Raw genomic sequence first — 24,392 nt, 5'->3', positions numbered from 1 at the left:
GATCATTAAAGGATGGCCTTTCTGATTTTTACAAGACGAGTTAGTAGTTCTTCCATTTGATCCAAAGGCAACATGTTCGCACCATCAGATTTTGCTTCCGAAGGTTTTGGATGTGTTTCAATAAAAATTCCATCTACACCAACAGCAATCGCTGCTCTGGCAATGGTAGGTATTTGATCGGGTCTTCCGCCGGTGACCCCAATGGTTTGATTGGGCTGTTGCAGGGCGTGTGTACAATCCATGATGACAGGCACTCCAAAGGATTGCATGGTCGGAATTCCTCTGTAGTCTACAATAAGATCATGGTAACCAAAGCAAGATCCTCTATCCGTTAACCAAGGTTCCGCCTTACTGGACTGCCGTATTTTATCTACAGCATAAATCATGGCTTCAGGAGACATAAATTGTCCTTTTTTAACATTGACAATTCTGCCTGTTTGAGCAGCTGCAACCAAAAGGCTGGTTTGTCTGCATAAGAAAGCAGGAATTTGTAAAATGTCTACAAATTGGCCTGCAAGTACAGCTTCTTCTTCTGTATGAATATCAGTAGTGACAGGGATACCAAAATTTGTACCAATTTCTTTTAAAACTGCTAATGCTTCAGCATCGCCAATTCCGGTAAATGAATCAATTCTGGAGCGGTTTGCTTTTCGGTAAGACGCTTTAAAAATATAGGGAATCGAAAGTCTCTTGCAAATTTCGATCATCTGTTCTGCCACCTGAAAGCAGAGCTCTTTTGATTCTACCACGCATGGTCCAGCAATTAAAAAAAAGGAGTCTTTATTGGATTTTGTAATCTCAGCAATAGAATTCCATTTTGACATGGGTATATTTGATTTAGTGTTTTAATATCCAGGAATCCGGATGGTATTTTTGTTTTAATTCCTCAAGAACTTCTTCCAGTTTTTGATGAAAGCAATCAAATTGAATGCCTACTCTGTTAAAATCGCCATATAATTCAGTATATACTTGATATCCATCTTCACTCACCTTTTCTTGCATTCTTATGGCATTTGACTTTTTAAGAAAGGAGCCTACAATAATCACACAAGTTTTTCCCATCACCTCTTCATTCACCTGATTGATATTGTCTTCCACGATTTCCACTTCCTTTTCAAAGGATAGTGTGTCCGCTACAATGGTATCGGAAGAAAAGATTTCAGAATTGTCATTGCTATCAAATGATTTGACCGCTGGATCTTCAATCATTGGAGATTGAACAATGGGATTGGATTTTTGAGGACCTGAAGGCCAAAGTAGTAGAATTAAAAACAATATCCACAAAATGGCCAATAGATAGTAGAGCCATTTGAGATTGGGTTCTTTTTTCTTTACCATAGGTTTTATCGGAACGATAGGTTCTTCAGATTTCTGATAGATCATCATCAGTGGAGTCAGGGTAACGGGACCAAGTCCAAGAAAATCTTTGTGAAGATTAAAATCGGAAGGAGAGAATTTCACCTCACCTGTATCGTTTATTTTTAAGAGACCATAAGGCTCAAATTCTGCGTTGCTGTGTTCCTTTAATTCTCTTGTGAGTATTCCGCAAAGGTCTGCCAATTGTGCTTCCAGGATCTGGGTCTCAAAACCAGTTTCTCTGTGGATATTCATTATCATTTCATCAGCTCTCTGTACCTGATCAGAAGTGAGGGTGAGGGTCAGACCAGAGGGATAAATCAACTGATTCTGGTGGTCAATATTGGCCTCAGTTTTCCTTGATGTAAAATACCCGATTCCAGGCATATCCAACCAACCATATTGATTGACATGCCACCAAAGCAGGTAGTTAATATCCGGCGTTGAGTCCAACTTGTAAGTTTTAAACTTTATAAAAATCGCTCAAAAATAGGGGTTAATCGACGGATTGGTTAAATATTCCGGTATTATATTGCAATGATCTATAAGACAGATAGAAATGCATTGACGATTGTTTTTATTTTAATTCCCGGGAAACCGAATTCACGATCTTTCAGTTACATTTCATGCGGACATTAAATCTTTATAAGCACGGCCAAGATATTTGATGAGATCTCCTGCATTAAGGCTTTCCTCAGATTCGTTTTCCAAAGCCAGGTCAGCTGACAATCCATGTAACCACACTCCCAATCGCATGGCGTCAAATACCGGATAGGACTGTGCCAAAAGACCAGTGATAATTCCACTTAGAACATCCCCACTCCCCGCGGTGGCCAAACCGGGATTTCCTGTATGATTAAACCATGTTTCTTTATCTGGTGAAATGCAAGCGCTATAAGCACCTTTTAATACCATGTAATGACCATGACTTGTACACCAATCCATTGCTTTATTAAGTAGGTGGAAGGAGTTGACTCGGTCTCCTAATAGATCAGACAATTCTCCGGTATGGGGTGTAAAAACAGAGTTTTTGGGTAACTGACCAAGGATTTCTGGATTTTTTGCCAAAAATCGGATGGCTTCAGCATCTACGACCAATGGAACATGAGGCGGACCATTTGCAAAAAAATCTTGAAGAATTTTTTGATTTAGACCTGGTCCAATACAAAGTGCATGGACTTTTTCCCAATTTATGGAATCCAGTTCACTGGAAATTGCAAATATGATCTCGGGTTTTCTGGAAAATAAGGCAGATTTGCATTGTTCTGAGCTGATCAAGGTGACCAATCCTGCTCCGCTGCGCAAACAAGCATCGGCACTCAAAATACCGGCGCCGCACATTTGAGGAGCACCCGCAAGTATTGCAGCCTGTCCACATTGGTACTTGTGAGCGAATCTGGATCTTGGCTGACACATTTTTTGGACATCTTTTTTTTCTGTAACATAAAAATTAATTGTTTCATTAATTTCTGCTTGTTTTGATAATTGAATGGAAGCGACATCCCAATTTTTGACGTAAGGTTCATTTTCAGGCATTAAAAAGGCAAGTTTGGGATATTCAAACGTCAAAGTCCAGTCAGATTTTATGGCTACACCCAGACTGTTATCGCAAGGTAGAAGTCCGCTTGGAATATCAACCGAAATTTTTAGATTGGGTAGACGATTAATGGTTTGAATTGTTTCTTTTAAATGGCCATGCACTGTCCGATTTGTACCTGTCCCTAAGATAGCATCTATGATCAGTGCATCAGGCTGGATGGTTAATATTTCACTATTTGAAAACTCATTTTTTAGGACGATACCTTGCTTAAGATTAAGCCTTTGAAAATTGAGTTGAAAATCAGGACTTGATTCGGATTCCCATGGCAGCAACCAAATGTTTACTTTCCAAAACCGTTGGCTCAATAACCTACCGATGACAAGACCATCTCCTCCATTGTTACCTCTTCCACAGAATATATGCACTTCGGCGGAATTCCATTTTTTAACCATCCAATCGGTAAACACCTGTCCTGCTCTTTCCATCAATTGATCTGTAGAAATGCCCTGTAAGCGAATTGATTCCTGTTCAATCTTTTTGATTTGAGCTGGATTGAATATTTTGAGGGCCATTTTTTAAGTTTGAGTCAAAATTAATTGAATCCTGTAATTCAACAGGGTTTTAGATTGGAGTTTTATTCTGACACTTCAGACGATTTGTTTGGAATAAATCCAAAAAGAAATTTTGTATTTTAGATAAAATGATTTGGCGGCGTTCAATATGAGTGAGTAATCGTTGTGTACTTTAATGAAAAGCCAAACGATTGGGATTGGATTGAGAATTATTGGGTAGACAATTTTAGAAACTTACTGTCCATCAGCTGATCGGACGATTTTAAACTCAACATAAACAGCCATTACCATCTGTCCTGTAATTCCTTCCCACTTATAATTTGTAAAAGAAGAAAAATTTAGCTGTCCCTCCACTAGTTCACCCGCCAATGGATATTTGTTTATTTGCAGCTTTGTGTTTTTGGGAATACTGGTTGTAATATAGTCTCCATTGTTTAGACCAATATCGATATCCCCAGCCCACTGTTCTGTTGGATTGTTAGCATTTACAGCGAGTTTTTCACCTGTGGATGGAATTCCTTCCCACGCAAAGTTGATAGAACTTGAAGTTTTAAGTCGATTCGAAAAATATTCTTGTAGAGGCTGACAATATACCCTGGTAATGTTTTTTGAGGGCAGAAACTGGAGATCGCCATTAGGATCCGATCCCGTTGTTATGGCAAACTCAACTCCAGCCAGGGGTCCGGATAAGTACCTTAACTTGATTTCAGTTTCGACCTCCTGCAAGGTAGGATCTTCCAGGCAACTGGAAAAAAATAAAAATGTGGAGATGATGACAACTTTCCAAGTTAAAAAAGTTTTCGTTCCAATCATATTTTGAGTCTAAATAATTTGTGTTGAAATCTGTTTATATTTATGGTTCATTGAATCAAAAATGGTAAAAACATCCTTGATCCATTCTTCGTTGATTAGTTTGGATGCGGAATCGAAATCTGCAAGTTGTGAGGTTTCTAGGAATTTATAAGTTTGTTCGAAAGGTCCAATCTCAAATTTGATGATGATCTTTTGATTGGATTTAAAGATGCTGATAATAAGATTGGCATGAGGAACCTGTCCTAATAATCTCATGATATGTGGCTTGAAGAAATTAAATCAGAATATAGCTTATACAAAGCTGCAAATTGCGGAAAATGAATTTGGAGATATTCTTCCTGCAATTGTATGGTTTTATAATCTTTTCGCATGGCTGGTCCTGACTGTGTTTTCTCAGGTCCGGATTCAAATATTTTGGATATCATCCCATCCATCATCGGCTTAAAAACAGAAAGAGGAATTTGGTTGTTTTGTAAAATGTTTTTTGCAATTCGCAAATTATAATTACTAAAATTATTGGCAAATACCGCGGCAATGTGAATTTTCAATTTATCTTTATCTGTGACCAAGTACGTTGAGGAGGAAATTTTTTGCACAAATCTTATAATTTCTGGATCTTCAGCTTGGTTACTGCTAACAAACAAAGGAATGATTTGCCAGTTAACTTCCGTACCACTAAAACTGTACATTGGCCAGATACATACTTTACAACTAAAATGTTCAGAGATTAATTCCAAACCACTTGATCCCGAAAGATGGGCAATGATTTTTTCACTTGGTAAAACCTGACTTAGTTTTTCGGACACCTCCTTGATGGCATCATCCTTGACAGCGAGAATATAAATATCAGCGTTTGGTTTTATTCTTTCAAGATCATTGATGAGTTCAATTTTATTTTCATCCATCAGACTGCAAAATGAATTTGACTCAGGGGTTTTTCTTGAGAATATTTGTTGTATTTTTATTCCAGTCTCGATTAATCTCGGGCATAGAGCCTTTGCCACATTTCCGCTTCCGATGACAGTGGCACTTAAAATCATTTGTGAGGTCCTCTTTGTTTTCTGATCCATGCGCCGTACATTAATCCGGCAATCATCATGAGACTACCCAGCCAAACAAGATTGATGCCTGGAAACACAATGGCCTCCATCACCAGATAGTCAGTTCTGGGAGCGTTTTCAGCGATCTCCAACGGAATTTTTTCAAACTTCTTGTTTTCATAATATCTGAAACTCATTTCACCTTTGTCAGGATCCACTTTCGTAAAATATAAAGTGATGTAAGGATTTGTCATTCTATCTGGAACTGGAATAATGGTTTGACCCCTTATTAAGTAGATAGGAAGAACCTCTCTTGTTTGATCTTTCCATTCAATTTTTATTTTTGCACCTATCACAATGTCATCTTCCTTTTTGTCTGACAAATAAAGTGAGGAAGGTTCTCTATCAAAACCGACTAAACTAATTTTTTTATTATCTACTTGAATGGACTCACCTTCTTTTAATTGGAAGTCATTATAATGGGTGCTGGAATCTTCAGAAAATGCAGCGTCGAAAACAGTTTCTCCAAGATTGATTTTAACTCCTTTGTTTTCCGCTTGGGCTGGGAATCGAAACATTGTATTTCCCCTAAAAACAATACCAGGTCTAAGAAATACCGATTGACTGTCTTCAAGGGATTTCATTTCTATTTCGGCTTCAAATCCAATGTCCCCTTTTTGCAATTCAAAACTGCTTGGGTGGAATTCAGAGTTTATCCGTTTTAAAATAAAATAATATTTTTTACCAAAAGAGGTATCTCCGGCATTTATGTCATATTTTTCATATTCAAGGCTGTCTTCCGCTTTTTGCGCGGATTCTGCATCAGTATGAACGGCCGGTATTTGCGCGATCAAAGTAAAAATATCTTTGTGAAGGTATCTTTTGATCGATGGGTTGGATGCAGCAACCTTTGTGAGTTTGTTATCATACTGAATTTGTGGATGGGTGTAAAACACACTGGTTTTCTGAAGGCTGGAGTCCGTTTTTGTAAATGCTATCGTGTAATCCCTAAACCTAGAGTAGATACTGTCTTCTTTGTATTCAATAAGATAATCATTCACCAATTTGGCTTGATTTTTTATGAGTAAAAAATGCTTGCCAGCTGCTTCAGGATCATCTGCAAACAGGAAGTCTTCTTGGAAAAAGGAATCCGGCACAAGATTTTTTCGATTGACACCAGAAAAGACGATGCCCAAAATTAACAAACCAAATCCACTGTGTGAAATGAGCGATCCAAAGGACCTTGGATTTTTTCGCATGTACTTAAAAAAGTACCAAATACTCCCGACAAAAGAAATCCATGCAGCGAAAATTAACACCGTGAGGGCTGTGTTTATTCTTTCCAATGCGGATAGACAAATTAAAGTCAATGCCGCTGAAAAACTTCCTACAAGTGCAATCTCTTTCCAGAAGGATTTATTAAAATTTAATTCTTTTTGACCCACATAACGCAGAAATATAGTGCATCCCATTAGTAATCCGAGCAAGACTGCAATCCAGATTTGAAATCGATTGTGATGTGCAACTACATCTACAGGTGCACTTCTATGCCAGTTGCTGAGATCTGTTCCAGCCAATCCGGCAAAAAAATCAAGTAATTTATTATACACGGGAATGCTTGTGGTAAAACTAATCAAACCCGAACTAAATAACAGAGAAAGCGCTCCGATATACATCCAGAATTCTCTTGAGCTGATTTCTTCTTCCTTCTTGATGAATGGAATCTTATTCTTGTGTAAAAAATACAGAATAACAGGAATTAGAATGGTGGCCGCAATAAAAAAGATCAACTGCCAGCCAAGTCCCAGACCAGTAAATGCGTGTACACTTGTATCTCCCAACACACCACTTCTGGTCAGATAGGTGGAATATACGACCATTCCGAAAGACAATGTATAAAATAAAAAAGCTGCTTTTACAGAATAACCGGTGTGCAGTGCGATCAAATGAGAATGGATACCAGCCACCAATATCAGCCAAGGTACCAAAGACATGTTTTCGACCGGATCCCAGGCCCAATATCCACCGAAGCTTAATGCTTCATAGGCCCAGGCTCCTCCCATCAAAATCCCCAATCCGAGGATGGATGCAGAGAATAAACTCCAGGGGAGAGCAGGTTTTAACCAATCCAAATATTTTCTATGAAACAAACCTGACATGGCGTAACAAAGAGGAACCACCACAGATGCAAAACCTAGGAAAAGGGTTGGGGGATGTATGAGCATCCAGTAATTTTGCAACAAGGGATTCATCCCGTTGCCCTTGATTAATGAAACGTATTCTGCATTGTTGAAAAGTGGAATATCCATGGTTTGTCTTAATAACAAAAATGGATTGCTGCCAATGCGAATCTCTCCGATATATACACCTAGAATCATGCTGAGAAGAATAAGTTGTACACCAGCCAAAATTCCAATGTTGGTAATTACAAATTCATCCTTTTTTCGCAAGAGAAAAAATCCCAGCACGATATTCCAAAACATCCACAAGAGAAATGATCCTTCCTGTCCTTCCCAGAAGGCAGAAAGGATATACTTCATCGGTAAATCATCGGAGACATGTTCCCAAACATAATGGTATTCATACCATTTGTTGGACATCATAAAAAGCATCAATCCAATGATAGAAAAAACCACAAAGGCATGAAATATACAGATAGCCTTAAACCACTTTGACCAGCTGACAGAATTCTTTTGATCTCTTAAAAAGGAGATGGAGGCAATGATGAGATAAGCGGCAGAGAAGAATGCCGCAAGAATTAAAAAATGCCCTAAAGATTGAACCCATAAATGTTCACCGACATATTGGATGGACTGCATGGGTAATTAACTTTCACTTTTGATGTAAATTTCTTCGTCTTTGTATTTGCTGGGACATTTTAGGAGCACATCTTTGGCGATAAAAACACCCTTGTCATCCATTTTGCCGGTTACTACGATTTGCTCTGACAGTTCGAAATCCTGAGGTTTGGCTGCTTTTAAGATTACTTGTGCAGTTTTACCTGATTTGTCTGTTACATAAAAACTAAAATGGTTGGGGTCTTTCACAGGATCGTATTCCATTTCTTTATCTTTGGCCAGTTCACCAACAATTTTTAATGTTTTACCTGTAATGCGGGCTTCCTCAAAATCAGAATAACTGGTGATATCCCGGGAAGCCGAAATCAAAACAGCAATTGCTGCAGCGATTAAGACCAGGCCAAACAATAAATTTCTCTTCATAACTCAAAGATAACGCCATATGGCCAATTTGGTTTGAATTTATGAAATGCTTTAAACGAGGATAAATGAATACAGCTTGTTTGAATAAAATTTTGTTAAATAAGAGCAGCGTTTAGTAGATAAATTGTATCATTGTCATTTAAAGTGGTCCGCTTATGCAAAAACATCTTTACTTATTCTTATTCTGTATTGCCTATTCTCTGAATGCAATATCTCAGACATTACCTGAAATTTGCGGTTACCAAAGACTTTTGGATCATGGTGAAAATCTGAATCCAGGATACAAGGAAGCAATTAGGGAAGCCTTTATAGAGTCAAAAAACACAATGACCAGCCGGACCCCGGAGGTTTATAGAATCCCTGTAGTTTTTCATGTGGTGTGGAGAAGTTCGGTCCCAGATCAGAATATTCCTGACTCTTGTATCTCACGACAGGTACAGATTTTGAATGAGGCATTCAGAGGTCAAAATCCGGATCGCAACCAGCTAAGACCAATTTTTGGATTAGAAGTCACCGATAGTGAAATCGAGTTTTACCTTGCTGATACAGATCCTCAGGGAAAGCCAAGCAATGGGATTGTTCGTAAATCCACCTCTACTCGTTTTACCATAAACCCATTGGCTGGAATCAATATTGATATGAAATCATCCTCAAAAGGTGGTAGCGACCCTTGGCCAGTGGATCGATATTTGAATATTTGGGTGGTACACATGCCGCTCAACTTTTTGGGTGTCGAGCAAGTATCAGTCATTGGTTTTGCAACACCACCTGCTAATTTACAAAATTGGCCATCAAATGCGCTTGAAGGAGTTGGAGCGGACGGTGTTGTGATGCAATATCATTTTATTGGCGACAACAATCCACATTTTGCAAAACTACCATCGGCATTTTCACTTGCAGATCGTGGTAGGTCATTGGTCCATGAGATCGGACATTATTTGGGTCTCCGGCATATTTGGGCAGACAAAGGTAATCCATTGCTCGGCACACCTTCCTGCACTAACACACAAGGTAATCGGGAAGATGATGGCATGGATGATACTCCCTATTGTGGTGGAAATTCTCAGACAACTGGATGTAGCTTAAGCAAAAACACCTGTGTGGACGGCAATCCGGATCTACCCGATATGTGGGAAAATTATATGGACTATTCAGAAGAACGCTGCCAGGTTCTTTTTACTCCACAACAAGTTGATTTTATGAGAAATGTGATCGAAAATCGCCGCAAAAGGCTGGTGAGCTGGAACGAACCTTCACGGGTGGATGAGCCTGACCCACAAGCAGATGTAAGTCTGATACCCAATCCAAATTTTGGTGAATTCAGGATGATTTGGGATGCCTCTCTCAAACCCAAAACAATAGGAATTTATCCTCTTCTTGGACAAAGAATGTTATTTGATATCAAAGAGGATCAAGCGTTTGCCGACTTTGATTTGAATTTTTTAGCTCCCGGGATTTATTTGGTTCGCATTTATGATGAATACCAAAGAATCCTGCGCACCAAAAAACTGATTCGGATTAATAATTAAGTCCCCATTTTAAAATGAGAATAGCTGAAACATTATTTAGACCACTGTACTTATGGATTGGATTTTTCTTTTTTGTTCCTATTTTTAAACCTCAACTTTTAGCGACCCATATTGTGGGGGGAGACATTACCTATCGCTGTTTGGGAAATGACCGATATGCTATCTCACTGACCGTCAGAAGGGATTGTATCAATGGCAACCCTGGTGCGCAATTTGATGATCCGGCAGCTCTGGGAATATTTGATGGTAATGGAGTTCTAAGGACCGAACTGGCAAGATTGGGTGTGCTCCAAATGCCCTTCCGGCCTGATGATACACTCAATGAAGTGGTAACAACCCGATGTGGAATCATAGGTGGAAATATTTGCGTTCACACAACAACCTACACAGATACAGTAGTTTTGCCTTTTAGACCTGAAGGTTATATTTTGGCATACCAGCGATGTTGTAGAAATTTCACCATATCCAATATCATCGATCCCCTAACGGTTGGCTCTACCTTCACAGTGAGAATTACGGCAGAAGCTTTAATGCAGTGTAATTCCAGCCCTCTGCTCAATGATTGGCCTCCTGTCTATGTATGTGGGGACGCACCTTTGAATTTCAACCTTAGGGCTACAGATCCAGATGGTGATTCTTTGGTTTATGAAATATGCAATCCACTCACCGGTGCCAATCAGGCCAACCCAAGACCTGATCCACCATCCAATCCGCCTTATGCTTTTGTAGCCTTTAAAGCTCCTTATAGCCTTGCTGATGTGATTGGAGGCAATCCAAAATTAAACATCCATATATCCTCAGGGCGGATGACAGGCTATGTAGAACCCCCTATTACACAGTATCTTGTGGCTTACTGTGTCCGAGAATACCGAAAGGGAGTTTTATTATCGGAGTTGCAAAGAGAATTTCAGATTAATGTCAGAAGTTGTGTATCAAATGCGATTGCAGATTTTGATTATGAATTAAATAACTGTGAAGATTCTGTCAGAATCCAATTTACCAATAAGTCTTCAGCACCCAATTCATCACTCAGTTTGACCCATTGGGTTTTCCAATGGAATGGCAACACACAAACAAGCGGACTGCAAAACCCAGCTGTTGTATTGGGAGATTCTGGTGTGTTGCGCGTGCGATTGTTTGCGGAATCCAGAGAAGGTTGTCGAGATACAATTGAGCGTCTGATTAATTTTAGGAGCTATTCACCCAAATGGACTTCTGACAGCATAAAAATTTGCAAAGGAGACTCCGTTCGGTTGGTTAAAAATTTTATACCTGGTTTGAAGTTTGAGTGGCAACCCGCCGCAGGATTGAGTTGTGACAATTGTCCAGATCCTATTGCTTTTCCTTCTCAGGATACCTGGTATAAATTATTGACCAAGGACGATTTATGTGAAAGAATAGATTCTGTATTGGTGCGAGTAAGCCCATGCTTATTAGATAGTTGTGCAGTCAACATTCGAGAACGCTGTTTGCCGGGGGGTTCTGTCGAATTAACAGTTGAAGACGCCAATGGAAATATTGTACGTCCAATGGCCCGCAGACATGAATTGTTTTGGAACCTCAAAGCCACGGCCACTCAATCTCCGTATTCTATCCGGGAACAAAATCCAATTGTAGTAGCCAAAGGAACTGAATACAGCCTTACCTCTAAAATTTATTCCTGGAAAAAAGGACTTCCCAAAAGCATCGAATTCGCTGATATTTGTCAAAGGAGAATTCACGGTGTAGCAAAATTGGATTGTTCCGGACCATGTGATGAGTTGGATTTTATATTGTCATCCTGTGATGATGTCTATGATATCCAGAACAATCTTAATTTTCCACCATCAATCTGTAAGTCGATTTGTTTGAACGATTGTGAATACATCATTGCCCTTTTTGAAAAAAATGGGCAACTTATTAATCCATCAGACTATCAGATCAAATGGTCTACGGGAGGATCAGGCTCCCATGTGATGATGATGGGACCTTATTACAATCAGCTAACCGTTGAAGTTCGCAAAGGAGACTGTGTATGGTATGGCCGTTATTTAAGGGCATGCCCCGCGAGAACCCAATCAGCTGGTGACCCTTCTTTTATGCTGAGTTCTATTCAACCAAAATCAAATTGCAATTCTATCCAGGAGAGATATCAGGAAGTAGTTGGATCAAAGGAGATTTTGGAGAATGATGGTGGAAGTTCTTCTATTGAGACTTCGATTGTCCTGGAATCACCAAACGATATCGAACCTCAATGGATCATTTATCCAAATCCTTTTTCAGACGATGTTGGTCTGATTCCATTTCATTTTAAAAATAACCTTGAATTGGTCCAAATAAATTTGTTTAGAAGCGATGGCCAATTTTTGAAAAGTTATAGACCTCTGTTGAAAGAAGGAATGAGATTTGCGTTTCCCTCTGAAGATTTAAGCTTTAGTGGTGTCTATATTGTTCAGATTGAGGCAGGTGGCCGTCAATATTATCGAAAGATGGTCAAATTGTAATTCAGTGGATATCGTCTTCCTCATTTCGAAATAGGAATCCCTTGATTCAATAGGAATTATCTATTTTAGAATTTTTGAAATTCAGATGGTATTCTGAATATAAAAGTCATTTTGTTGAATGACTTAGATCACTACATTTCCAGTCTTCTTACCTTAATCTTGCAGCATATTAAGTATAGCGTATGCCAATGTACAGATCTGTGGGCAAGGTTCCCATCAAACGTCACATCGTCAACAGAAAAGCCGATGGTAGCCTTTATCACGAAGAACTTTTTGGAACAGAAGGTTTTTCCGGCTTGTCCTCTCTGGTATATCATCTTCATCCACCTACCATGGTGAAAGAATTTGGCAAACCCTATTCGGCAAGACCCAAAGTGGCCATCGAAGACAATCTACAGGCAAGATCTTATCTGGGGTTTGATTTGCCAGACAATGAAGATTACCTGCAATCCAGAGCGATCTTGTTCGTCAATGATGATTTACACATCGGATTGGCAGCCCCCAAAAAAGGAACAATAGGGTATTTTTTTAAGAACGCTGATGCCGATGAATTAATTTTTATTCATCAGGGAAGTGGAACCTTAAGGAGTATGTACGGAAAAATATCATTTAGTTATGGTGATTATCTTATAATTCCAAGAGGAACAGTTTATGATATTCAGTTCGATACAGAGCAGAATAGATTTCTCTTCATAGAATCATTTAGCCCAATTGAATTTCCGGATAGATACCGCAACCGCGATGGTCAGTTTTTAGAACATTCTCCATATTGTGAGAGAGACATCAAAGTGCCAGCAGAACTTGAAACCCATGACGAAATCGGTGATTTTAAAATTAATATAAAGAAAAGAGGCTTGATTTACCCTTATATCTACAGTACTCATCCCTTTGATGTCGTAGGATACGATGGGTGTTGCTACCCATTTGCCATTTCTATTTTTGATTTTGAACCCATAACAGGAAGAATCCACATGCCTCCGCCCATTCATCAACATTTTCAAAGTAAGCAGTTTGTGGTGTGTTCATTTGTGCCTAGACTATACGACTATCATCCGGATGCCATACCCGCCCCTTATCACCATAGCAACATAGACAGTGATGAATTGATATACTATGTGGATGGTGATTTTATGAGCAGAAACAATATCCAAAAAGGGCAGATTACCTTGCATCCAGGTGGTATTCCTCATGGACCGCATCCGGGGGCTATTGAGCGGAGCATTGGTAAGAAATCTACAAACGAACTGGCAGTTATGATTGATCCATTCAGACCAGTTAAGATTACAGAAGTTGCTCAGGCATTGGAAATGAAAGATTACTATAAATCTTGGATGATTCATCCTGAATGGTCAATGGTATAATACAAAAAATATTAATTATTCATCAACAATCAATGATTATGGATACCTTGGATTTAACCCATGTTCAGAATTTTAAGTACTCCGAATCACAAAAAATTTTTGACAAAGCCTCTGATTTTTTACCAATCAATGGTACAGATTATGTGGAATTGTATGTTGGCAATGCCAAACAAGCAGCTTATTACTACAAGACGGCTTTTGGTTTTCAAGATTTGGCCTATAGAGGTTTGGAAACAGGATGCAAAGACAGAACTTCCTATGTTCTTAAGCAGGGCAAAATCAAGTTGGTTTTAACCACACCCTTCGAACCCGAAAGCGAAATATCCAGACATCTCCAGAAACACGGAGATGGTGTAAAGGTAATCGCCCTTTGGGTGGACGATGCATACGATGCCTTCCATCAAACGGTTAGTAGAGGAGCAAAACCCTATATCTCCCCTGAAACAGATGAGGATGAAAATGGAATCATCAGAAGATCCGGCATTCATACTTATGGAGATACCGTGCATTTATTTATTGAAAGAAAAAAATATCAAGGCCCTTTTTTACCTGGGTTTGTTGAATTTCAATCTGAGTATCAACCGGGTGTTACAGGTCTCAAGTACATTGATCACATGGTTGGCAATGTTGAGCTTGGGGAAATGAATTTGTGGGCCGATTTTTATGCAAGAACAATGGGGTTTGCAAACCTGATCACTTTTGATGACAAGGACATTTCAACGGAGTATACGGCTTTAATGAGTAAAGTCATGTCCAATGGAAATGGGTTTGTTAAATTTCCAATCAACGAACCAGCAGTTGGCAAGAAGAAGTCTCAGGTTCAGGAGTATCTCGATTTTTACAGAGGGCCGGGATGCCAGCACATCGCTGTCGCAACAGATGATATCATATTTACCATCAGTGAGATGAGAAAAAGAGGAGTTGAGTTTCTTTATGTGCCTGGAACATATTATGACACTGTAAAAGATCGGGTTGGTGTCATTGAAGAGGATCTCAATGAATTGAAAAAGTGGGGCATTATGGTGGACAGAGATGAAGAGGGATATTTACTGCAAATATTTACAAAACCTGTTGAAGATCGCCCTACCTTGTTTTTTGAAATCATTCAACGCAAAGGAGCAAGATCATTTGGGAAGGGTAATTTTCAAGCCTTATTTGAAAGTATTGAAGCGGAACAAGCAAGACGAGGGACCCTTTGAGGAGTATTTAAAAGCAGTTGGAATAGTTGTTAACAAAGTTTGCCGGAGCGAAGAATTTTTCTTTGTTCCGGCTTTTTTTATTTTCAATTTAAGATTTGATCTTCTTTTTATTTTCTGATATTTGATGAGCTTTCGAGGGAAGGGTTTTGATTTGAGTAATTAAAATTTAATTTTAATTATTATTCTATATATTGTAAATCTTAGTTTCCATTGAAATCAATCCGTATCCAATGTTACGATTATAATTTCAACCGAATGGAATCTCGAACAAATCCTAACCAATTATTTCTCCCCACACGCCTGAACCCATGAATAGTAAAAAATAGCATCTTCATTTTTTTGAAGACTTAACATGTTTTCTTTAACATCCTCCCAATCAGATGGAGATATTAAACCTTTTTTCATCATTGTGATAGCACTGCTTTCCATCAGACTGGTCCAGTATTTTAAAAAGCTTGCTCTTCGTTGAGACTTTGTTTTATCAAAAAACAAGGGATGGGAGTGCGTCTTTATTTTTACAAAACCCACATCATATAGCAAGTTACCTAGACTCAATCCAATTTGACCATTTCCACCCAGGTCATTTTGAAATTCATCCATTTTATTCCAGAAATTTTGAACCACTACATTTTTTGGATACAAATCAAAGGACCGATTGTAAACTTCTGTAAGATGAATTTTACCCCCTTTTCTTAAATAGGTATGGGCAGATTGTAAAAGTGTGAATGGATCTTTGACATGTTCCAAAACCCATACCAACAATATATCGTCAAAGTTTTTGTCCAAAGGCAAAGTCCCTAAAATATTTCCAGCAAGCAGCTTATATCGGGAAGGATCGATTTGTTCGTGACTTAGAAATTCCTGTGCTTTGGTAATTTGTTTTTCATTCAAATCTAGACCGGTCACTTTGATATTCGGGTATTTTTTAAGAATCGCAATCATTTGGGCACCAACGCCACAACCGATTTCAAGTAGATTTTTACACCTTCCAAAGTCAAGCCAGGCATAAATGTCAGGACTTAAAACTTGATTCTGTGCCAAAAGCCGTTTCTGTTCTTCTTCAGAAAAACCATGTAAATATTCCTGCTCGGACGACTTGGACATTTTAAATACTTTTAAATGATAAGATTTCCTTAACGCAGTTTTCTTAATCTAATTTAAGGAATTCTTAAAATAACCCAATTTGCAAAACTTTGTTTTACCCAATCGGGTTTTGTCGGTTAAATAAAACAAGTTATTATGATGAAGAATTTAATTTTAGGGGGGGCAGTGATTGCTCTATTCAACATTCAGGCCACTCTGGATGTAAAACCAACTCTTTCAAAAGTGGATTTGAGTAAAAGCAAAGTGACCTGGATCGGCAAAAAAGTAACTGGTCAACACATGGGTAATATCACACTTAAAAGTGGTGATTTGGAGTTCACCAAAGGTGTTTTGACTGGGGGGAATTTTGAAATGAATATGAATAGTATCACCTGCACTGATATGCAGGGAGAATACGGAGATAAACTGGTAGGTCATTTAAAAAGTGATGATTTTTTTGGTGTAGACAAATACCCAACAGCAAGTTTCAAAATTAGTAAAGTGATGCCTGGTGTAACTCCACAGAATTTCAAAATAGAAGGAAACCTTACAGTAAAAGGCAAAACACATCCTGTAAGTTTTGATGCAAATCTCGACAAAGGAATTGCAAAAGCCAGAATTATAATTGATCGTACGAAGTACGACATCAAATATGGTAGTGGAAGTTTCTTCGACAATCTAGGGGACAAAGCCATCGATAACAATTTTATCCTGGATGTAGAATTGGCCTACACGATGTAAGATAAACATTGATCAGATTTATCCATATAAACAGACTGAAGTCAATTTCAGTCTGTTTTTTTTTGTAATTATTTAATCTTTACCAGCAGAGTTTGTTGTGACTCTTTGTTTTGACGAATTGAAAAGACATAACTGCCTGCTGGCCAATCTTCGGTGATAAGTCGAATAATATGGTGATTGTTGCCATTGTCCAGATCTCCCGATTTCCAAATTTTACCATACAGGTCCAGGACTTGATAGCTCGCCGGAGAAGTTGAACCCAATTGGATATCCAAATACACCTGTTGGTTGAAAGGATTAGGTTGTGGTATTACTTTTAAGGCAGCATTGTTTTCTTCTTCTAAATTGGATATGATCAATTTTTCAACCTCAAACTGCACTTCTCCCAATCCATAGCAGGAACTTTTTCCAAAATTAGCCTCGGCAGTAAGTAGGATATACCTCGCCTCAGAGATTTGTAAGTCCTGCCAGTCCATACCTTCATAGCGATTGTGTCCCGGAGCTCTTTCCAAGTCGAGTACCTGGTTTGTGTACCAGTTGATTTGATTACCAGAATATTCTACTTTCAACTTTGAAACACCCAGATCCAATTGGGATGGGTCATTAAAATTCCAAACTTTTATTCTTTGGACCCGATACCTTTGACCAAGATCAAACAAAAGCCAGTGACCATTTTTATTTACCGGATTTGGAGATACATTGGATTCACAGGACACCCAAGCATCAAACCAATTGGTCGAATGCAGGTTTGGATAGCATTGAGAGAACATGTTTTGGAAAACACCAAAAATGAGAATTATTGTAATTGAATTTTTCATTTTTTTTTAGAATTAGAGGTTGAGAAATCCAATCGGCGCTTTACCGGATTGAACATCAAAGAAATTTCCAATATTGGGAATCACCAAATTTAAATCACTGGGCTGTACACCCATCCATAAAGCCAATTCTGCAAAATAACTGTCAACAGGTGTTGTAGGAATGATGGTCCCTTCGTAAATATTGAGAGGTGAATTGAGCGCCAGATCAGGATACTGGCCAAATATATTTCCTCCATTGACATCAGCTCCTACCACAAATACATTTCCTCCCCAGGCATGATCTGTTCCGTTGCCATTGGAGGTCAGAGTTCTGCCAAACTCTGAAATGCAAAATGTGGTGACCTGATCTGCAAGTCCAAGTTCTTCTGTGGCCTGATAAAACTCACTGATGGCAGCAGAGAGTTCTTCCAACATACCATTTTGATTGTTGAGTACTTCGTCGTGGTGATCCCAACCGTAGAAATCCACATAAAATACCTGCCTCTTAAAACCCAGAGCTTCATGCACAGAGACAGTCTTTGCAATCATTTTCATTGATTCTGATAGATAATTGTCCGAAAAACGGGTATTGATAACAGGGCCTTGATCGAGAGCACCTTTAAATTTTAAATGACCATCTCGGCTATTTCTAATCACATCCATATAGGTTTTTTCAAAAGCGTCGTGGTATTGTTGAGCAAGCAAGCTGTCGATAGCCTGTGTTTTGGCGATGTTAAACTGATCGTACATATTGTCTGGCCTATAATCTCGAATGCCGATACTTCCCTGTCTAGGGTCAATCACATATTCGATTATCTCATTGCCGGTCTCAAGAATATTGGTGCCAGACAAAGACAGGTTCATCGATATTTTGTCTTCTGTATTCATGTCTTTAATCAGATCAGCCATCCTGCCAGCCCAACCAATGTTGGTCCGGGTTTGAGGAATGCCGGTCTGCCAGTGTTGACTTTGATCAGAATGAGAAAAGAGCCCAAGGGGAAGCGCAATCTGGTTGTTGTTATAGAAATCATCTGCATTTAAAGGGTCTATCAATGTGCCGATATTACTTATAAAACTGGCCTTTCTTCGGTTGAATAGATCTTGAAGACCTGTCATAGCAGGATGTAGACCAAAGCTGCGACCTGGTGTATTGCGCACCTGGAGGGGTAGCAACTCATTTCTTGGCAAAGCCAAATTGGACCTCACGTTCCTATAAGTATTGTATTCATTGGTGTCGGTAGGGATCAGCATATTGAATGAATCATTACCTCCGGATAAATTAATGCACACCAATGCCCTGTAATCTTTATCTAGTGGATTGAAAGAAGCAGCCAATGCATTGATCGCTTTAAGACTTAAGACTGAATTGTACATGGTGGTATATCCAACGGCAGCACAACTTAGTTGACCTAAAAATTTTCTTCTTGAATTATGTTTGTTTTGCATGATTCTATTATTTTAAAATGGCATAATCGGGAGAAATCATCATAAGATACAAACCTAGTTTTGCTCTGTCATTTCTGAAATTTCCTCTTTTAAGTTGATGAAGGGAAGTCTTGATAATTTCTCGGGTTCGGTCCGATAATCGGCCGTGTGAAAGGAGAATGTCATAAAGGTTGAGTAGGGTTTCCGGATCTCTTGCTAAATCTTCAAACTCAGAAAATGTAAGCAATGTGGCAGGATCGTCTTCCAGCCATGAATACATGGCATAATCGTACATCCAATTGTTGACCTGATTCATAAACCCGATTGAAGTCTTGGAATTATGAATCTGAAATTCCGGACCCTGCAATCCCATTTGACTTAAAATGCCCTTTGGAGAAAAACTCGGCAGGAAGAAATTAAATACAGAAGGCGCGTTGAGGACCATTTGATTGGTTTGATCCAAAAACTCATAGCTGCTGTTCCACAAACGTCCGTAATATTGTTCGACACCTACAGCGTTGAGTGCGTGTGTGTACCTCAATAGAGGCTCTCTAAGCTGGCCATTGGAAGAACTCTGAAGCCATTCACAAGTTCGTGCTTCTTCATCCAGCAAAATGGCCTTGATGACCGAAGCCATATTCCCCCTTTGATTATTTTCATCCTTTTCAAAAACTTTCGTGATTCTGGCTACATATTCATTGCTTGGGTTGGATTTAATCAATCTTTGGATCAGCTGCCTGCAAATAAAAGGTGCAGTATTGGGATGTTTGAACAATACTTCGATGGCATCCTGAATGTCTTTCATTCCAGTTTGTCCGGCAGGAATGGTCACGCCTGCTAAAATGTGTTTTGGGCCTTGCTCATGCCATCTGTCAAACATTCTCATCGGTTTGGTTGGAATTCCCAGATAAAGGCTTACTCCAAATTGAGCAGTGTCAATCCATTGGTTGGGCATGATCTCGGAAAAACTCAGCCCTGTAAATACTTTGGCCAATTCCTGGATATCCCTTTGGGTATAAGTGGGAATGTCCCTTCCCAAACTGTCTTTTTTTCTGCTGCCATCCTGATTTAATTCGTACAATCCTATGGTAAACAGCTGCATGATTTCACGGGCATAATTTTCATCGGGCCGAATGTTTTCAATCAGATTGGTTTTAGGGTTGTTGAGATGGGATAAATAAACTCCCATCATGGGGTGCAAACTCACCTCCAGCAACAAATCTTTAAAATTCCCAAATGAATGTCTCACCAGAATATCGTAGTAACTGCTCATTCCTCTGGCGACCCCACCTATATCAGAATTGGCCGAAATGACAAATATTTCACTGAGCGCCAATGCGATTCTTTGCCTCAATTTATCTTTAGAAGTGAGGTTATGTTGCCACCAAGCATAATTAAAATAAAGCGCATAAAAATAGTCTGGCTCGTCCATGGAGTCTCCTCCATTTACATAATGCCAATCCACCACCTCTTCAAGCACTTTTTCCAATTGATCGGAGAGAAGTTCAGGTTTCATGGCAAACTGCTCATCAATCCAGGCCTCAAAACCCATGTTGGCGGTTCTTTTAACCTCCATCAAATCGGCTCCTAATGTGGCCTGATAAAGAAAACGGCTGGCATTGTATAGATCGAAGTTCAATCCAGAACCGTCAAAAACATTCTGGGAGGTGGCACTTTGGCTCCACAAAGGGGGATTCCAGTCACTACTGGATTGTATTTTGACCTCAGGATTTTTGCCGGCACCCAGAATGATAGGCTGGGCATAATTCTTTAATAGAAAGAGAAGAAAGCAAAGGATGATCCAGCTTCTGTTTAAAAATTTCATCTTTTTGGTTTTATATAACTGAAAGGACTTTCAAAAGTAGGAAAATCTTGCATGAGCATTTAAGAAAAGAGCAGAGTAATCAAAAATTCAGGGTTTTCCCTTAGTTTTTGAATATTCTCCATTTTTAATTCTAAGATTTTGAGAAACAACCATTTTTTGTGATATTTTACAAACAATTAATGAAAAATGGCTTATCTATGCATTGCCATACACAGGACCATGATCGCAATCGTCTCTCCTTCCAAAGACCTTGATTTTATCAAACCTCATACAGAAATTGAAAGATCTGTACCTCGCTGCTGGGAACAATCTCAGGCAATTGTGACACTGATGAAAAAAAAGAAAAGCAGGGACTTGCAAAAACTCATGGACATATCACCCAAACTGGCAGAGCTGAATGTGATGCGTTATCAGCAGATGACTCATGAAATGCATCCAGCCCATTCCAGACCAGCCCTATTTGCATTTACTGGAGATGTGTACCGCGGATTGGATGCCCATAGCCTTCAGAAAAAGGAATTGAGCTATTGTTGTAATCACTTAAGAATTTTATCTGGTCTGTATGGTTTGTTGAGACCTCAGGATCTTATACAGCCATATCGATTGGAAATGGGTGTCAATGTCGCCGTCCAACGAAAGAAAAACCTGTACGCATTTTGGAAAGAGTCATTGACGCATTTGTTGAATCAGGATTTGTCTGAATCCAAATCCAAAGTTTTGATCAATCTCGCTTCTCAGGAATATGCTGCTGCGATTGATTTTAAAAAAATTTTGGTACCTGTGGTGGAAATCCATTTTAGGGAAATGAGGAATGGGAAATTGCAGTTTTTATCCTACAATGCAAAACGGGCAAGAGGACTCATGGTGAGAGATATGTGCCAGCGAAATGCAAAATCCATTGCCGATTTGATGGCTTTTAATATTGAAAATTATCAATTTGAGGATAAACTATCTACTGAAGAATCTTTCTTTTTTGTTCGATAAATAAAATCATTCATTGAAAAAATACGTCATTTTTATTTGGAGCTTATTTTGCTGTTTGTTTTGGGTATTCTGTCTGGAACACAGCTGGCAATTGAATGGGAAATTTCTTCCAAAGCTTGGTCCTTTTTTCAGTATTTCGCAAGGGTTTTGGCAAAATGTCCGATTAAGCAGCGTGCCCGTCCGACCGAAATCCGGATCACTGGATGCCAAGGGTAAATGGTGGTTTGACGATCGAGAGGTGCCACATATTGCAGCAAACAATCTGGAAAATGCCTATTTTATTCAAGGCTATATCCACGCCATGCACAGACTTTGGCAAATGGATTTTTCGACAATGGCCACTGAAGGACGGGTCAGTGAAATTGTTGGAGAAATGGCTTTGGAGTTTGATAAAAACAAGCGGCGGAAAGGGCTGGCTGAATCAGCGCGAAAAAGTGTTGAAGTATGGAAACAGTTTCCCTCAACCTATTCCCTTGTAGAAGCTTATACTTCCGGAATCAATCAGTATATTTCTGAATTGGATCCATCAGATTATCCCATTGAATACAAGGTGATGAACGATGCCCCTCGTCCATGGTCTCCATATCGTTCATCTTTGTTTCACAAATCAATGGCAGAAGTTCTTTGTGGACGTGACAAGGACATCGAATTGAGCAATGCATTGAATTTTTTTAAAGAGGATTTTAATTTGTTATTTCCTGAAGAAGATGCTATGACAGATCCAGTCATTCCCAAAGGAACAAATTGGGGCTTTCAGATCGATACCTTATTGAGTAGATCGGGTTCACAATTGCCGGAAGCACTTGGTGTCATTCCTTTTTCGACGGAACGTGCTGAGTCAGGTCTTGGTTCCAACAATTGGGCGATTGGAAAGCAAAAATCACATTCTGCAAATCCAATCCTATGCAATGATCCACATCTTTCATTGACTCTGCCGTCCATCTGGTACGAACAACAAATTATTACTCCCGAACTCAATGTGTATGGAGTCACTTTTCCTGGCATTGCAGGAGTAGTGATAGGATTCAATCGTGATATCGCCTGGGGCATTACAAATGCAGGATGGGATGTCATGGATTGGTATTCGGTACAATGGAAAGATTCTACTCAGGAGTATTATTTTCTTGATGGCGAATGGAAACAGGCTACTTATCGAATCGAAAAATATTTGGTCAAAGGAATGAGTAAGGAAATTATTGATTCCGTAAGGATGACTCATTGGGGTCCGGTGGTCTATCAGTTCCCTGATCATCCAAAGAAAGGACTTGCGATGCATTGGATCATTTCCTATCCCTCAGAATTTTGTGAGCTTGACGTGTTCAAAGATCTAAACAAGGGCAAGTCTTACGAGGATTATAGGGAGGCAATTTCAAAGTTTCCTTATCCTGCCCAAAATTTTGCCTTTATTTCAAGAGAGGGTGATTACGCTTTGACAGTACAAGGAAACATGCCATTAAAAATTAAAAATCAGGGTCGCTTTGTCTCCGATGGTTCGAAAACTTCTTCTTCATGGGAAGGATTTTTACCCAACCATTTCAATCCAGCTACAAAAAATCCTTTAAGGGGTTTTATTTCTTCCGCCAATCAGAAATCCACTGACCAAACTTTCCCTGTCTATTATTGTGATGGTGACTTCCGAGATTACCGGGGTAGTATTCTCAATCGCTATTTGGACCAGAAATCCAAATGGACCTTGGAAGAATTGAGAGATTTGCAGTTGGACAATTACAGCTTGCAAGCCGAGACCATTCTACCTGATTTAATCAAATGTCTGGATACACTGGTCAGCGCAAAAAGACCTCTCTTGAAAATTTTGAGGGATTGGAATTTTCGGTATGATTCTACGCAGAAGGCCCCAGTTTTGTTTGATTATTGGTTTAAAAAACTGCACCAAATGGTGTGGGATGAATTATTGACAGATTCTATACACAAATACACCGCATTGCCTTCTGATCAAACGACCATCAGGCTGATGAAAGAAAAGCAACAATTAAAATACTTTGATTTGATTTCTACTCCTCGAGAAGAATCTTTATCGGATCTCATTGCGATGAGTTATGATTCTTTGGAAACTTTTATAAGTGAAGAACCAAATAGTCAAACCATCAATTGGGGCAGATACAAAGCCGCGGTGATTTCACATTTGGGAAGATTGCCTGGATTTGGTATCGATTTTCTGTCTGCAAGCGGTACAAAAGATGTCTTGAATGCCCATGCCAAAACTTTTGGTCCTTCCTGGAGAATGGCGGTAGAGTTGACAAACGATGGACCGAAAGCCTATGGAGTTTATCCCGGTGGTCAGGATGGAAGACCTGGATCAAAACACTACAAATCGATGATGGAGCATTGGCTCAATGGACGTTATTATGAATTGTTGTTTTTAGAGAATGACGAGGACCCTAGATTACAAAATCAAAATTGAA

At 39.2% G+C, this 24,392-nt stretch carries 19 protein-coding genes; 7 read left to right on the top strand and 12 right to left on the bottom strand.

What is annotated here, in order from left to right; translation table 11 throughout:
* Window positions 1-5 precede the first annotated feature (5 nt).
* The 8 genes from kdsA to IPM48_13900 all read right to left on the bottom strand — a co-directional run bounded on the left by kdsA (window position 6) and on the right by IPM48_13900 (window position 8,542).
* Entirely contained in the window at window positions 6-824 is an 819-nt protein-coding gene (gene kdsA, locus IPM48_13935) for a 3-deoxy-8-phosphooctulonate synthase (GenBank protein MBK9272684.1), read from the bottom strand.
* A 13-nt stretch (window positions 825-837) separates the two neighbouring features.
* Window positions 838-1,809: a hypothetical protein gene (locus IPM48_13930; protein ID MBK9272683.1), complete on the bottom strand. Its 972-nt coding sequence runs from the start codon at window positions 1,807-1,809 to the stop codon at window positions 838-840.
* 171 nt (window positions 1,810-1,980) lie between these two features.
* Complete coding sequence (locus tag IPM48_13925) at window positions 1,981-3,468, bottom strand: NAD(P)H-hydrate dehydratase (protein ID MBK9272682.1); 1,488 nt, start codon at window positions 3,466-3,468, stop codon at window positions 1,981-1,983.
* Between the two features lie 234 nt (window positions 3,469-3,702).
* On the bottom strand, window positions 3,703-4,281 hold the full coding sequence (locus IPM48_13920) for a hypothetical protein (protein MBK9272681.1): 579 nt from the start codon (window positions 4,279-4,281) through the stop codon (window positions 3,703-3,705).
* A gap of 9 nt (window positions 4,282-4,290) precedes the next feature.
* Window positions 4,291-4,536: a hypothetical protein gene (locus tag IPM48_13915; GenBank protein ID MBK9272680.1), complete on the bottom strand. Its 246-nt coding sequence runs from the start codon at window positions 4,534-4,536 to the stop codon at window positions 4,291-4,293.
* The gene (locus IPM48_13910; protein MBK9272679.1) at window positions 4,533-5,351 is read right to left on the bottom strand and encodes a DUF2520 domain-containing protein; all 819 of its coding nucleotides are present in this window, start codon (window positions 5,349-5,351) and stop codon (window positions 4,533-4,535) included. Before IPM48_13910 ends, IPM48_13915 begins: the two co-directional genes overlap by 4 nt.
* A complete protein-coding gene (ccsA, locus tag IPM48_13905) occupies window positions 5,318-8,140 on the bottom strand; it encodes a cytochrome c biogenesis protein CcsA (protein ID MBK9272678.1) in 2,823 nt (940 codons plus the stop codon). Before ccsA ends, IPM48_13910 begins: the two co-directional genes overlap by 34 nt.
* A 6-nt stretch (window positions 8,141-8,146) precedes the next feature.
* Window positions 8,147-8,542 carry a cytochrome c maturation protein CcmE gene (locus IPM48_13900; GenBank protein MBK9272677.1) on the bottom strand — a complete coding sequence of 132 codons (396 nt, stop codon included), beginning with the start codon at window positions 8,540-8,542 and terminating at the stop codon, window positions 8,147-8,149.
* A 155-nt stretch (window positions 8,543-8,697) separates the two neighbouring features.
* Here IPM48_13900 and IPM48_13895 point away from each other — a divergent pair, with 155 nt between their 5' ends.
* The 4 genes from IPM48_13895 (at window position 8,698) to hppD (ending at window position 15,114) form a co-directional block, all read left to right on the top strand.
* Window positions 8,698-10,071, top strand: a complete 1,374-nt coding sequence (locus IPM48_13895; GenBank protein MBK9272676.1) for a hypothetical protein — start codon at window positions 8,698-8,700, stop codon at window positions 10,069-10,071.
* Between the two features lie 14 nt (window positions 10,072-10,085).
* On the top strand, window positions 10,086-12,554 hold the full coding sequence (locus IPM48_13890; protein ID MBK9272675.1) for a T9SS type A sorting domain-containing protein: 2,469 nt from the start codon (window positions 10,086-10,088) through the stop codon (window positions 12,552-12,554).
* A 182-nt stretch (window positions 12,555-12,736) separates the two neighbouring features.
* Window positions 12,737-13,915 (top strand): homogentisate 1,2-dioxygenase, encoded by a 1,179-nt coding sequence (locus IPM48_13885; GenBank protein MBK9272674.1) that lies wholly within the window; start codon window positions 12,737-12,739, stop codon window positions 13,913-13,915.
* Between the two features lie 38 nt (window positions 13,916-13,953).
* A complete protein-coding gene (gene hppD / locus IPM48_13880; GenBank protein ID MBK9272673.1) occupies window positions 13,954-15,114 on the top strand; it encodes a 4-hydroxyphenylpyruvate dioxygenase in 1,161 nt (386 codons plus the stop codon).
* A 282-nt stretch (window positions 15,115-15,396) separates the two neighbouring features.
* Here hppD and IPM48_13875 read toward each other — a convergent pair whose 3' ends face one another.
* Entirely contained in the window at window positions 15,397-16,218 is an 822-nt protein-coding gene (locus IPM48_13875) for a class I SAM-dependent methyltransferase (protein ID MBK9272672.1), read from the bottom strand.
* A 135-nt stretch (window positions 16,219-16,353) separates the two neighbouring features.
* Between IPM48_13875 and IPM48_13870 the strand changes: the two genes are divergently transcribed.
* A complete protein-coding gene (locus IPM48_13870) occupies window positions 16,354-16,938 on the top strand; it encodes a YceI family protein (GenBank protein ID MBK9272671.1) in 585 nt (194 codons plus the stop codon).
* 68 nt (window positions 16,939-17,006) lie between these two features.
* Here the strand turns inward: IPM48_13870 and IPM48_13865 are convergent, their stop codons facing one another.
* From IPM48_13865 to IPM48_13855, 3 genes are read right to left on the bottom strand one after another with little or no spacing between them, the layout of a single operon-like run.
* Window positions 17,007-17,756: a T9SS type A sorting domain-containing protein gene (locus IPM48_13865; protein ID MBK9272670.1), complete on the bottom strand. Its 750-nt coding sequence runs from the start codon at window positions 17,754-17,756 to the stop codon at window positions 17,007-17,009.
* A 12-nt stretch (window positions 17,757-17,768) separates the two neighbouring features.
* The gene (locus IPM48_13860) at window positions 17,769-19,181 is read right to left on the bottom strand and encodes a DUF1501 domain-containing protein (protein MBK9272669.1); all 1,413 of its coding nucleotides are present in this window, start codon (window positions 19,179-19,181) and stop codon (window positions 17,769-17,771) included.
* Between the two features lie 7 nt (window positions 19,182-19,188).
* The gene (locus IPM48_13855) at window positions 19,189-20,985 is read right to left on the bottom strand and encodes a DUF1800 domain-containing protein (protein ID MBK9272668.1); all 1,797 of its coding nucleotides are present in this window, start codon (window positions 20,983-20,985) and stop codon (window positions 19,189-19,191) included.
* A 186-nt stretch (window positions 20,986-21,171) separates the two neighbouring features.
* On the opposite strand from IPM48_13855, the gene yaaA reads away from it, so the two are divergent.
* Together yaaA and IPM48_13845 are read left to right on the top strand one after the other, a co-directional pair.
* Window positions 21,172-21,969, top strand: coding sequence for a peroxide stress protein YaaA (gene yaaA / locus IPM48_13850; protein ID MBK9272667.1), 798 nt, complete (start codon window positions 21,172-21,174; stop codon window positions 21,967-21,969).
* A 13-nt stretch (window positions 21,970-21,982) separates the two neighbouring features.
* A complete protein-coding gene (locus IPM48_13845) occupies window positions 21,983-24,391 on the top strand; it encodes a penicillin acylase family protein (protein ID MBK9272666.1) in 2,409 nt (802 codons plus the stop codon).
* Window position 24,392: the final 1 nt, after the last annotated feature.

The organism is Saprospiraceae bacterium, from assembly GCA_016715965.1.
Classification (GTDB): Bacteria; Bacteroidota; Bacteroidia; order Chitinophagales; family Saprospiraceae; genus Vicinibacter.
Note: the sequence above shows the minus strand (reverse complement) of the source record. Positions and strands in the feature narration are given on the sequence as shown.

Excerpts from the sequence above, each read along its gene's own strand:
- kdsA (MBK9272684.1), bottom strand. The coding sequence starts at position 824 with ATGTCAAAATGGAATTCTATTGCTGAGATTACAAAATCCAATAAAGAC.
- IPM48_13925 (MBK9272682.1), bottom strand. The coding sequence starts at position 3,468 with ATGGCCCTCAAAATATTCAATCCAGCTCAAATCAAAAAGATTGAACAG.
- IPM48_13920 (MBK9272681.1), bottom strand. The coding sequence starts at position 4,281 with ATGATTGGAACGAAAACTTTTTTAACTTGGAAAGTTGTCATCATCTCC.
- IPM48_13915 (MBK9272680.1), bottom strand. The coding sequence starts at position 4,536 with ATGAGATTATTAGGACAGGTTCCTCATGCCAATCTTATTATCAGCATC.
- IPM48_13910 (MBK9272679.1), bottom strand. The coding sequence starts at position 5,351 with ATGGATCAGAAAACAAAGAGGACCTCACAAATGATTTTAAGTGCCACT.
- ccsA (MBK9272678.1), bottom strand. The coding sequence starts at position 8,140 with ATGCAGTCCATCCAATATGTCGGTGAACATTTATGGGTTCAATCTTTA.
- IPM48_13900 (MBK9272677.1), bottom strand. The coding sequence starts at position 8,542 with ATGAAGAGAAATTTATTGTTTGGCCTGGTCTTAATCGCTGCAGCAATT.
- IPM48_13895 (MBK9272676.1), top strand. The coding sequence starts at position 8,698 with ATGCAAAAACATCTTTACTTATTCTTATTCTGTATTGCCTATTCTCTG.
- IPM48_13890 (MBK9272675.1), top strand. The coding sequence starts at position 10,086 with ATGAGAATAGCTGAAACATTATTTAGACCACTGTACTTATGGATTGGA.
- IPM48_13885 (MBK9272674.1), top strand. The coding sequence starts at position 12,737 with ATGCCAATGTACAGATCTGTGGGCAAGGTTCCCATCAAACGTCACATC.
- hppD (MBK9272673.1), top strand. The coding sequence starts at position 13,954 with ATGGATACCTTGGATTTAACCCATGTTCAGAATTTTAAGTACTCCGAA.
- IPM48_13875 (MBK9272672.1), bottom strand. The coding sequence starts at position 16,218 with ATGTCCAAGTCGTCCGAGCAGGAATATTTACATGGTTTTTCTGAAGAA.
- IPM48_13870 (MBK9272671.1), top strand. The coding sequence starts at position 16,354 with ATGATGAAGAATTTAATTTTAGGGGGGGCAGTGATTGCTCTATTCAAC.
- IPM48_13865 (MBK9272670.1), bottom strand. The coding sequence starts at position 17,756 with ATGAAAAATTCAATTACAATAATTCTCATTTTTGGTGTTTTCCAAAAC.
- IPM48_13860 (MBK9272669.1), bottom strand. The coding sequence starts at position 19,181 with ATGCAAAACAAACATAATTCAAGAAGAAAATTTTTAGGTCAACTAAGT.
- IPM48_13855 (MBK9272668.1), bottom strand. The coding sequence starts at position 20,985 with ATGAAATTTTTAAACAGAAGCTGGATCATCCTTTGCTTTCTTCTCTTT.
- yaaA (MBK9272667.1), top strand. The coding sequence starts at position 21,172 with ATGGCTTATCTATGCATTGCCATACACAGGACCATGATCGCAATCGTC.